The organism is Massilia violaceinigra (assembly GCF_002752675.1).
Taxonomy (GTDB): Bacteria; Pseudomonadota; Gammaproteobacteria; order Burkholderiales; family Burkholderiaceae_D; genus Telluria_A; species Telluria_A violaceinigra.
The window spans coordinates 4,541,660-4,552,834 of sequence record NZ_CP024608.1 but is presented as its reverse complement, the minus strand read 5'-3'; the positions used below and the strand labels follow the sequence as shown (position 1 = coordinate 4,552,834).

Genomic DNA, 11,175 nt, shown 5'->3' with positions numbered 1-11,175 from the left:
GAACTGCGTCGATCAGCGCGAATACGTGATCGATACATAAGGGGTGAGCGAGCGCGTTTTGAAGCGCTCCGGCTTGCTGACCGGGGTGGCCAGGCTGACATCGAACACCAGCGCTTTCCACCTGCCGCGCACGCCGGCGGCCAGGCCGGCCAGGGTGTGGCCGACCAGGCCAGCGGCGCTTGGTCCCGACACCTTGCCGACGTCGAGTGCAATAAAGACGCTGCTGTCGATCCCGGCGATCGATGGCAAGCCGGTCGACAGGTCGTTACGCAGGATCGCGCCGCTTTCGGCCAGCAGCACGCTGTCGCCGTCGAAGCCGCGCACGCTGTAGCGCCCGCCAATGCTGATCTGGTCGGCCGACAGGGTCATGTCGCTGGTTTTCTGGAGGCGCAGGCTGGCGCTGTAATGCAGCGTACGTTCGGCCAGTTTGAATGGCTGGCTGTACGATGCGTTAAAGCTGAAGATGCGCGGGCGCAGGGTCAGGCCGCCCTCGGCCGCGCTCGGATAATCGTCTTCCGCACTGCCCAGGCCGACGCCACTGCGATACCCCAGGTCGAGGTCGAGCATGCCCTGGCCGAGGTACTGCTTCAGGGTCACACCGCCTTGGGCGCTGGTGGTGCGGCGGCGCTGCACGACCAGTTCGACGTCATCGAGAAAACTCTGCGCGCGCCGGGTCGAGATCGCGGCATACACGCCGGCCTTGGCCGACGCCGTGCGCCACGCCAGATAGTTCCACCTGGCCTCGGCCGTCTTGCTGCTGCCACTGGACAGAAAACGCGCTGTCGTTCCTTGCACGAACTGGGCGAAACGGCTGCTGCTGTGCGACGCGCTGAAGGTATGGTAGTCCCAGGGAATGCTGTAGTTGGCCGACAGGCTGTAGCTGCGATGGTCACGCTTGGGCTGCTGGGCATTGATGTTGCTGCTCAGGCTGAGGATATCGTTCAGGCCGGCGGCGTTATCGAGCGACAGCGAACCCGACAACTGCGCACGGCCCAAGGCTTCCGAGCCGGAGTTGTCCAACGTCACGGAGGCGCGCGTGCGCTCCAGCAAGGTAGCGGCAGTGCGCTCGACCAGCACGACGCTGGTGTCGGCATCCATGCCCGGCTCGATGCGGGTAGTGACAGTCTGGCTCGGCAAGCGCTTCATCTGCTCGACGCCCTGCTCCAGGTCGCGGATGTTGAGCATGTCGCCGGCGGACAGGGGGAACGCGTTTTTCCATGTGCCCCAGTCATTGTCCGCCACGTCGCCCGGCACGCCGGCCTTGACCATCTTGACGCCGGCGACACGGCCGATGTGCAGCGCGAACACCAGATTGCCTTCGCTCAGGTTTTGCTGCGGCAGGCTGACCCGTGTGGTGACGTAACCCAGCGCGATCAGCCTGGCGTCGAGCACGGCGGCGATCTGGCGCACGCCTTGCACGCCAACGCACTGACCGACGAAAGGCGCCACGGTTGACGCCATCGAGCCGAGCTCCTGCTTGTTACCGACAGTAATGGTTCTGATGACGAAACAGGGTTTCTCGACTGGCAACCTGCTCATGTCGCTGGCCGCTTGCGCCGGTTGCAACAGGTCGGCCTTGGTCTGCAATTGCTGCTGCTGTTCGCGGGTGCGTTCCTCCTGGCGCCGGATGCCTTCCTGCGCAACGTCGAGCGGATTGAGCGCGACAGCGCCCTGCACCGGAACCTGTTGCGCCGACGCGGCCGATGTGGTCATGAGCAACAGTGCGGTGCGCACGAGGGAACCCAAGCTGCTGCGGCGAGGAGAGAAGCAAGGCGATTTTTTGTTTTGAGTGAGAAGCATGGCGGGCGGCAACAGCCCATCTACGTGGCCTGATATATTGCACAAATCTTAACGAGTCGAGCAGTTTAGCAGATGTACGTGCATTCAAGAAATTGTTTAATGACAATATCACGCCGATTTTTGATATTAGTCAAAATTTACCCTCCATGCACGAGAGCACCATATGGTGCAAAAATGCTACCTGCATAGGTAATTATGATTGCAAATGGGCACTTCTTTTCTTACTTCCGCCTTTCTTTTTTTACAGCATAAATACAACACAATTTTGTAACTGCCAGTGATTGTGGCGACTTCGCCGAGAAACTCATCTTTCCAGGCGGCGGGCGAGAGGCAAACCAGTGCAATCCCGGCCATGGACCACCCATGGGAGTACACCTCGGCCTTTGCCAAGGTTGTGCTTCAGCGAAGTAAATAACGTGGGATTTGCCAAATGGACCCCTGCCGCCTAATCGTCACCGGCCGGTTTGGCAACAAGGTTTGCCGGCGCAGCCGGTCACTCGGTCCACATGGCCGCCCCGTTCCATGCGGACGGCCGCGCCGGCACGCCATCGAGCACGGCGCCGTTGGTGGCGATCACCTCGCGATAGAAATAGGCGCTGTCCTTGAGCGTGCGCTCCTGGGTCGCAAAGTTCACATGCACGATGCCGAAGCGCTTGGAGAAGCCGTGCGCCCATTCCAGATTGTCGAGCAGCGACCAGGCGCAGTAGCCACGCACGTCCACGCCCTTCTGAATCACCTCGTGAATCGCACGCAGATGCTTCTGATAATAGTCGACGCGCAGCGGGTCGTGCACCCGCCCTCCTTCGGCCACCGGCGGATCGAAGAACGCGGCGCCGTTCTCGGTGACGTACAGCGGCGGATTGCCGTAACGCGCAGCGACCCATTCGAGCGTGTCGCTCAGGCCCTTGGCGTACACCTCCCAGCCGGTTTCCGTATAGGTGGCCTGCGGCTGGCGCACCGCCACCGCCCTGAGCGGATACGCTGTCGCGTCGTCGCGCGTGACGCTGCGCGTGTAGTAATTGACGCCGATGAAGTCGAGCCGCTGGCGGATCAAATCGAAATCTTCGGCCGGCCACTCGGGCCAGGCGTCGCCGTACACGTCCTTCATCTTCTCGGGATAACGCCCGAAGAACACCGGATCGAGGAATTGCCCGTTCATGTAGGCGTGGCCGCGCGCGGCCGCTTCCTGGTCGGCCGCGCTGTCGCTGGCCGGGTACTTGGGTTCGAGATTGACCACCAGCCCGATCTCGTGCTTGCCCACCTCGCGGTAGACCTTGACCGCAGCACCATGCGCGCGCATCAGGTTGTGCGCCGCGATGGGCGCCTCAAAGCGGTTGTGGTGCCCCGGCGCCAGGGTGCCGTTCAGGTAGCCGCCGTCGGACACCACCCAGGGTTCGTTCAGCGTGGCCCACGACGTCACGCGGTCGTCGAGCCGGTCGAACATCACGCGCGCATAGTCCGCGAACCAGTCGGCGATGTCGCGATTGAGCCAGCCACCCTGGTTATCCAGCGCTTCCGGCAGGTCCCAATGGAACAGCGTGACCATCGGCTTGATGCCCTGCCCCAGCAAGCGGTCCACCAGTTCGTCGTAGAAACCGATCCCGATGGGGTTAACCGCGCCGCGCCCGGACGGCATGACGCGGCTCCACGAGACGCTGAAGCGGTAAGCCTGCAGGCCGATCTCGCGCATCAGCGCCACATCCTGCGCGGAGCGGCGGTAATGGTCGCAGGCCACGTCGCCCGTGTCGCCATCGCGGATATTGCCCGGCGAATGCGCAAAGCGCTGCCAGATGCTCGGCCCCGCGCCATCGGCCAGCGGCGAACCTTCGATCTGGTAGGCCGACGTCGATGCGCCCCACAGGAAGTGCTTGGGAAATTGAATTGCGTTCGTCATGGTTTTCCCTTGGTGGTCTTGACTGCGATGAAAATGGTGGCCGGTAGCGCGGCAACGCGCAGTTCGCCCCCGCGCCAGCGCGCGGCCTTGCCGTTGATGGTGGTGTGCGCCGCACGCCAGCGCGCATCCGGCGCACGCAGAATCACGCCGCCGGGCGGCACCTGCATGCTACCTGCCATCGTCATGGTGACGCCGCCCGCTTGCGCCTTCATGGTGTAGTCGAGCGGGCCGTAGGCGGTGCGCAGTCCGCGCACGTGCACGCCGGCGCCATCGAGCCACGCCGCCGGGATACCGTCAGCGACGATCAGCGACTGGTCAGATTCGCGTTCATAGGCAAACAGGTCGAGCGCGGAACGGATGAAGTCCGACGAAATCCAGCCATGCGGCATGTCGCCCACAAAGCGCGGCTCGCGCGCGTCGCGCCCGACCACTTCGGCCCACTGGTTCCACGCGGCCGGGCGGCGGTCGCGCATGAAAAAGTCGAGCAGTTCGTGCGCGCGATCGCGCCATCCCAGGCGCACAAAGGCGGCCACGTTGCGCAGCTCGTACGGCGTGTAGTCCTTCCACTCGCGCGACCCGTCGCGCCGTGCCACCGCCTCAAGCCAGTAGCGCTCAAAGGTCCCGTGCATCAGGTCTTGCGGCAGGCGCTGTTGCAACCCGCCCGGCGAGAGCGCGATGGTGGTCGACGTGGGATCGAAGTCGCCCAGTTCCGCCGCGCCGGCAAGGTAGCCGATGCCGTGCGTGCTGGCGGTCAGGCGCAGGGACGCCAGCAGATCGCGCTCGAACTGGTCGCCCTGTGCGCGCAAGGCCGCGGCGTCGGCGGGTTTGCCCAGCACCGCCGCCAGCATGGATGCATCGCGATAGCCGCGCAAGCCCCAGAAATTATCCCAGTTCGAATGCATCGGCTTGGCCGAATACCCTTCGTGGCTGATCGACGCCGGCAGCAAACCATACAGCATGCGGCGTGCCGGCGCCAGATTGGCCGCGCCGCGTTCCGACTGGCGCTGCTGTTCCATGTAGGCCGCCGCAGCCTTCACGCGCGGCCAGAGCCGTTCCACCAGGGTGCGGTCATGCGTGTAGCGCCACAACTGCGCCACCAGAAAAATGAACTCGCCCTGGCTGTCGTTCTCGGGCACCGGATCGGACCCTCGCCGGTCAACGCAGCAGGGAATTTTCCCGTTCGCGAACTGGTACGGGGCGAACCAGTTCGCGTAGTCGCGCGCGACGCTGTCGTTCCCGAGCCGCAGCAGCGCTTCCGACATCATGGCGCCGTCGCGGATCCAGGAACGCGCATACGAACGCGTGCCCGGCATCAGTGCCGCGCCGTCGCGTGTCATCAGCATGTGCGCCAGCGACGAGCGCAAGGTGTCCACCAGCGGCTGCGCCGGGGGCGGAACGCTGATCGAAACGCGATTAAGGCGCGCGCGCCACTGGCCGGCGACTTCCTCCTGCATCGCCGCCAGCCACTGCTCCGGCATGACGCCGGCCAGTCGGGGCGCGCCCGGCTGGCCATTGAGCGGCAACGCAAGGCCAAACACCGCCTTCGCTCCCGGCGCCAGCGTTACGTCATAGGCCAGCGCTCCGGAGGCGAAGCCGGCCTGGTCGTTTACCTGCCGCACCGCGCTCCAGCCATCGCCGGCCAGGCGAGCCGGAATCGCGGCATTGTCGAACGAGGACACGCCGGCCAGTGCGGGCGCGGAAAGGCTCCACACGCGGGTGGCGCCATCGACGGCAAAGCTGTCGCCATGCCACGCGAGCGTGCCGATCGGGCTCACCCCGGGCGGCGTATTCAAAAACTGCATCGGCGGATTGACCTGGAACGGGCGCAGCGCAAGTACCAGCCGCATCGAGATCGCCGCCGGCGACGTATTGGCCAGGTCGTAGCGTGCAATGAGCTGCGAACTGGCAGGCGTTCCTAGCGCAAAAGCGGTCGTGCGCAGCTGCCAGCGTGGCGCCGTCCAGGTGACCGACGGTATCGGCAGAAAGCCATCCTGCAGGGACTGCGACACCGTTACATCGGCCCAGGTGGCAAGCTTTCCATCGTCGACCACAAAAGGCTCGATCGTGAATCCGGCGCGCGCCGCTTCAATGGCGCCATCTTCCGAGATCAGCCCTGTTTCACGGCCACCATCGACACCGAGCACGGTCCAGTAATTCTGTTGCCCCGACATACCGCGCGGGTAATGGCCGCGCGGTGCATCCTTCGCCAGCGCCTGGAAGAAGCTGTTGGCTGACGCGCCGTACGCCAGGTCCTTCAGTTCGATCCGCTCCAGCCGATGCCGGTGCGCCGCCGCTTCGTGCATCGTCACGCGCACGTACCGTGTCTCCGACTCGCCCAGCAGCAGCGGGTCGGCGCCGCCCGTGCCATCGACCACCTTGCGCACTGTCCGCCATGTGTCACCGTCGTTTGAGAACGCCACGTCGTAGCGTGCGGCGTGCAGCCCGTCTGCCCAGTGCAGCACCATGGCGCCGAATTCGCGCGGCACGCCATAGTCCACCGTCACCGCATCTGGCGTGGTGGTGATGACGGGTTCCGGCGGCGGACCAGCGGGAGCGATGGCGCGCATGCGCAGGTCGTCGATGTAGACCGATCCGCGCCCGCCATCGCGTCCGGCGCTGACCACCAGTTCCATCTGTTCCGCGCGGCGCAGCGTGTGGTCCTTGATGGGACCCCAGGCGAAATCGATATGGCGTTTTTTGAAGGTGACCTTCTGCCATTCGCGCGACATGGCAAAGTTCGGCCGGTTGGCCCACCACACGTTGTCGCCGCTGGCGTCGACCAGTTTCAGCTCGAAGTTGTTGACCGGCGCATCGGCGCGTATCCAAAACGAGATCGCGTAGTCGCCGTCGAAGTCCAGCGGCAGCGCGCGCCGCGCGGCGGCGTAGCCGGCGGCGCTGCCGAAGTCGAAATCGAAACGCATGCCCTGCCCCTGCACACCGGGCGCGGTCGATGTCGCCGCGCTGACGCCGTCCGACACTACGGTCTTCCACGCGAGCGGCTGCTCGAAGTCGTCCAGGATGCGCTCCTGCGCGTGGGCGTTCATCATCGTGCACACCAGCAGCGGCCAGAGTTTCATCCCTTTACGCTCCCAACCAGCAGGCCTTGAATGTAATAACGCTGCAACACCAAGAACAGCAGCAGCACCGGCAGGATGGTGAGCACCGACCCGGCCATCATCATCTCGTTATCCTGCACATGCTCGCGCGAGAGGGACGCCAGCGCCACCGGCAGCGTGTAGAGGTCCTTGTCGGTGAGGACGATCAGCGGCCACATGAAGTCGTTCCAGCTGCCCAGGAAACTGAAGATCGCCAGCGTCACCAGAATCGGCGCCAGCAGCGGCAGCACGATCGAGCGGAAGATGCGAAATTCGCTGGCGCCATCGAGCCGCGCCGCCTCCAGCAGCGCATCTGGAATGGTCAGCGCGTACTGGCGCACCAAAAAGATGCCGAAGATGCTGGCCGCCGCCGGCACCAGCACCCCGATGTAGGTATTCACGAGCCCCATCTGCTTCATGATCAAAAACAGCGGCAGCATCGCCACCTGCCCCGGAATCACCAGTGCCCCCAGCAGCAGCTTGAAGATGCGCTCGCGCCCCGCGAAGCGCAGCTTGGCGAACGCATAGCCCGCGCCCACGTTGAACGCCAGCGACAGCATGGTCGCGGCCAGTGCCAGCATCAGGCTGTTGAGGAAATAGCGCCCGATGCCGGCCTGAGAAAACAGCTCCATGTAGTTGGCCAGCGTCGCCTGGCGCGGCAAGAGCGGCGGCGGAAAGTGGCTCGCCTCGCCGGGCGCCATGAACGACACGGACGTCATCCACAGCAGCGGGAACATGGCCACCAGTGCGCACAGTACCAGCATGGCGTTCACGAACACGCGCCGAGGCGCGGTACCGGTGCGCGCGCTCATTCTTCCAGCCCGCGCCCGGCCACGCGCATCTGCAGCATGGTCACGCCGAACATCAGCAGGAACAGGATGAAGGCAACCGCCGTGGCACTGCCCAGGTTCCACCACTTGAAGCCCTGCTCGTACATGAAGTACAACACGCTGACTGTGCTTTGCAGCGGCCCGCCTTCGGTCATCATGTACGGTTCCGCAAACAGCTGGAAGTAGCCGGCCATGGTCAGGATGCTGACCATGAACATGGTCGGCGCCAGCGCCGGCAAGGTGATATGGCGCAGCATGGCAACGCTGCGCGCGCCATCGAGTTCGGCCGCCTCGTACAGGTCGCCCGGTATGCTTTGCAGGCCGGCCAGGAAGATGATCATGTTGTAGCCGAAGTTCTTCCAGACCGCGAACAGGATAATCGAGGGCATCGCGAAGCGCGGATCGCCCAGCCAGTCGACCGGGGCCAGCCCCACCAGATCGAGCCCGTAATTGATGAAGCCATAGCGCGAGTGGTACAGGTAGCGCCAGATGACGGCGACGGCGACCATCGACGTCACCACCGGCGCGAAGAACGCGGTGCGAAACAGTGGCTTGAACCACGCCAGCTGCGAATTGAGCAGCAGCGCCGCGCCGAGCGAGGCGGCGATCGAGAGCGGCACGCCGACCACCACGAAGAACAGCGTGTTACCCAGCGCTTTCCAGAACAGCGGCGTTTGCAGCAGCTCCGCATAGTTGGCCAGGCCGATGAAGCGCAGGTTCTTGAGGTCCGCCAGCGCGTACAGGTCGAAGTCGGTCATGCTCATCGCCAGCGCGGCCAGCACCGGAACGAAGAAAAACACGCCGATCACCAGCAGCGGCGGCCCCACCATCCACCACGCAGCGCGGCCGGTCTTCATGCCCTACCCCGCTGATCGAGCATCCAGCGGCGTTTTTCCAGTATGCGGTCGGTGCGGGCGTCGAGTTCCGTCACGGCCTGCTCGATCGTCATGCGCCCTGCCACCAGCGCTTCGGTCACGATGCGCATTTCGGTGCCGATGCGCTCCCATTCCGGCACCTTGGGCGGCGACTTGGCGCGTTCGAGCTGCTCGCGGAACGCGGCCGAATACGGGTCGTCCTGCAATGCCGGATCATTCCACGCACTGCGGCGCGGCGGCAGGTTGCCGGTCATCTGGTAAAAACGGCGCTGCACGGCGGGCTGCGACAGGTATTCGACCACCTTCCACGCCTCTTCCTTGTGCTGCGACGCCTTGAACACCACCAGGCTGGCGCCCCCAGCCACCGACGCACCGGCGCCGCGCGGTCCCGGCAACGGCGCCGTCATCCATGTGTGCTGCTTCTCAGGCGGCAGGCGGCGTTTGAACTCGCCGATATTCCACGGTCCTGAGATATAGAACGAGAAGAAGCCCTTTGCGAATTCGTCCCATACGTTCGAAATCGCCGTGGCCGACAGGCGCGGCGCCAGGCCATTCATGAACAGGTCGAGGTAGAACTGCAGCGTTGCGCGAAAATCGGCATGGCGAAAGTCGCCGAAGCGCCCTCCTTCGCGCAGCAGCGGCGCCTCCTGCTGCAGCGCCAGTGAAAGCAGCTGCTCGTATTCATTGAGCGGCAGCAGCACACCGTAGTTTTGCGGGCTGCGCTGCTTCACCGCCCGCATCGCTTCGGTCCATTCGGCCCAGCTGACGGGCGCCTTGGCGAAGCCGGCATCAGCCAGCAAGTCCTTGCGGTAGTAGATCAGGCGCGTGTCCACATACCAGGGCACGCCGAATAACTGGGCGTCGATCTGATTGGAAGCCCAGATGCCGGGAAAATAGTCGGCGCTGGCCACGCCGTCGGGCCGGTCGATCCGGTCGCCCAGCGGCTCGATCGCGCCCAGTGCCGCGAACTGCGGTATCCACGTGTTCCCCAACTGGCACAGGTCGGGCGTGACGTCGCCCGCGAAGGCAGTGAGCAGCTTTTCCTGCGCCGACAGCCAGGGCAGCTGCTGCACCTTGATGCGGATGCCGGGGTTGGCGCGCTCGAAGTCGGCCAGCAGGTCCTTGACCACCTCGCCCTCGCGCCCCATGGCCCACAGGCGCAGCTCCACCGGGCCGCCGCTGCGCCGCTCGCAGCCGGCCAGCAGCAGCGCCAGCGCCGAACCGGCAACCCAGTGGCGCCGCCGCAAATTCATGGCTTGGCCTCGCTCTCCAGCCACCCGCCGGTGAAGCCCGCGCGGCGCAAGCCGGTGCGGATCACCGGATTGCCGCGCATGACGCGCCAGACCGATTCGTCGCGGTGGTTGGCGATCATGGCCAGGATCGGCCCCTGGTCGATGCCCAGGTAGTCGGTGTCGATCCAGCCGAAGCCCGGCACGCGCCGTCCGTTGGCCAGCTTGATGCCGAAGTCGAAGCTCGGATTGAAGGCGTCGAGGAAGCCGTATTTACCGTAGATCTGCTTACCGTAACGCGCGTGCATGTCGGTAATCGCCGGAATGGCGATCTCCGGCGCGAACGCGATCGATGCCGCCGCGCCGGTCGGGGCGATGGTGCAATCGTCGGCATGCTCCTTGCCCATGCCACGCCCCGCATAGCTGCGGAATTTACGCCGCTTGCCGTCGGTGGTGATGGTGGCATCGGCCGGGCCGTCGCTGGCCGTTACGCCCCACAGTTTGGCGCCGTACCCCTTGCAGCCGAGCGGATTGGCGACCGCGTAAGCCTGCTGCGCATAGGTGGCGCGCCGGCTGTTTTCAAAGTAATCGATACCGCGCTTGCGCATGTAGGCATCCTGGATGCCGCGGAAATCGATCCACACGTGCGAATACTGGTGTCCGAAGTGCGAGGCGAACCCCAGGTGCTCCTGGCCCCACGAGGTGCCCCAGGTCTTGTCGTAGGTGCTGGTCCACTCGTCCCACGCCTTCGGATCGACCGGATAGGTTGGCGACGCCAGCGCCAGCACGTACACCAGCATCGCCTCGTTGTAGCCGCGCCAGTCGTAAGGCAGCATGCCGGTTTCCGGATGCCAGCCGAGGACAATGGAAGGCGGGCGCGCCTGGGCCCACTGCCAGTCGACGCGCCGATACAGTTCGTCGGCCAGGCGGCGGATTTCCGTCTCCTCCTTGTCGGCGCCATCAAAATACGACTGCACGTGCAGCACGCCGGCAATAAGCAAGGCTGTGTCGACCGTCGAGAGCTCCGACTTGGAGCTGCGCGCGCCGGTTTTCATGTCCAGGAAGTGATAGAAAAAGCCCTTGTAGCCGCTCATGCCCTGCGCCTGCTTGCCTTGCGGCGCATTGCGGAAAAAACGCAGGGTGGTCAGCACGCGTTCGCGCGCCTGCGCCCGCGTGATGTAGCCACGTTCGATGCCGATCGGGTACGCCGTCAGGCCGAAACCGACCGCCGCGATGCTGGAGAATGACGGCGACGGATAGCGGTCGGGCACCAGACCATTGGCCGGATTGGCGGTCTCCCAAAAAAAGCGGAAGGTGCGTTCGGACAGGTCGTCCAGCAGCGCCGCCGCCGGGCCGGTGCTGGCCGGCGCCGCTTCGGCCGGCGCCAGCGGCATCGTCGCGATGGCGCCAACCAGCGCCGCCATCGGCATCAAGCGTTTTCTCATCAACTTC

The 11,175-nt window shown here is 64.9% G+C and carries 7 protein-coding genes; all 7 read right to left on the bottom strand.

Annotated features, from left to right (window positions below):
* Positions 1-12 precede the first annotated feature (12 nt).
* The gene (locus tag CR152_RS20045; protein ID WP_229413472.1) at positions 13-1,713 is read right to left on the bottom strand and encodes a ShlB/FhaC/HecB family hemolysin secretion/activation protein; all 1,701 of its coding nucleotides are present in this window, start codon (positions 1,711-1,713) and stop codon (positions 13-15) included.
* Between the two features lie 580 nt (positions 1,714-2,293).
* Entirely contained in the window at positions 2,294-3,694 is a 1,401-nt protein-coding gene (locus CR152_RS20040) for a GH1 family beta-glucosidase (protein ID WP_099877606.1), read from the bottom strand.
* A complete protein-coding gene (locus CR152_RS20035) occupies positions 3,691-6,771 on the bottom strand; it encodes a discoidin domain-containing protein (RefSeq protein ID WP_208640160.1) in 3,081 nt (1,026 codons plus the stop codon). Before CR152_RS20035 ends, CR152_RS20040 begins: the two co-directional genes overlap by 4 nt.
* Positions 6,768-7,601 carry a carbohydrate ABC transporter permease gene (locus CR152_RS20030; RefSeq protein ID WP_099877603.1) on the bottom strand — a complete coding sequence of 278 codons (834 nt, stop codon included), beginning with the start codon at positions 7,599-7,601 and terminating at the stop codon, positions 6,768-6,770. Before CR152_RS20030 ends, CR152_RS20035 begins: the two co-directional genes overlap by 4 nt.
* On the bottom strand, positions 7,598-8,476 hold the full coding sequence (locus CR152_RS20025; protein ID WP_099877599.1) for a carbohydrate ABC transporter permease: 879 nt from the start codon (positions 8,474-8,476) through the stop codon (positions 7,598-7,600). Before CR152_RS20025 ends, CR152_RS20030 begins: the two co-directional genes overlap by 4 nt.
* The gene (locus tag CR152_RS20020; RefSeq protein WP_099877596.1) at positions 8,473-9,747 is read right to left on the bottom strand and encodes a sugar ABC transporter substrate-binding protein; all 1,275 of its coding nucleotides are present in this window, start codon (positions 9,745-9,747) and stop codon (positions 8,473-8,475) included. The genes CR152_RS20025 and CR152_RS20020 overlap by 4 nt, the downstream gene beginning before the upstream one ends.
* On the bottom strand, positions 9,744-11,168 hold the full coding sequence (locus CR152_RS20015; RefSeq protein WP_099877593.1) for a glucoamylase family protein: 1,425 nt from the start codon (positions 11,166-11,168) through the stop codon (positions 9,744-9,746). Before CR152_RS20015 ends, CR152_RS20020 begins: the two co-directional genes overlap by 4 nt.
* Positions 11,169-11,175 lie beyond the last annotated feature (7 nt).

What these genes read in the sequence shown, in the direction of transcription:
- CR152_RS20045 (WP_229413472.1), bottom strand. Translation starts at nt 1,713, where the DNA reads ATGACCACATCGGCCGCGTCGGCGCAACAGGTTCCGGTGCAGGGCGCT.
- CR152_RS20040 (WP_099877606.1), bottom strand. Translation starts at nt 3,694, where the DNA reads ATGACGAACGCAATTCAATTTCCCAAGCACTTCCTGTGGGGCGCATCG.
- CR152_RS20035 (WP_208640160.1), bottom strand. Translation starts at nt 6,771, where the DNA reads ATGAAACTCTGGCCGCTGCTGGTGTGCACGATGATGAACGCCCACGCG.
- CR152_RS20030 (WP_099877603.1), bottom strand. Translation starts at nt 7,601, where the DNA reads ATGAGCGCGCGCACCGGTACCGCGCCTCGGCGCGTGTTCGTGAACGCC.
- CR152_RS20025 (WP_099877599.1), bottom strand. Translation starts at nt 8,476, where the DNA reads ATGAAGACCGGCCGCGCTGCGTGGTGGATGGTGGGGCCGCCGCTGCTG.
- CR152_RS20020 (WP_099877596.1), bottom strand. Translation starts at nt 9,747, where the DNA reads ATGAATTTGCGGCGGCGCCACTGGGTTGCCGGTTCGGCGCTGGCGCTG.
- CR152_RS20015 (WP_099877593.1), bottom strand. Translation starts at nt 11,168, where the DNA reads ATGAGAAAACGCTTGATGCCGATGGCGGCGCTGGTTGGCGCCATCGCG.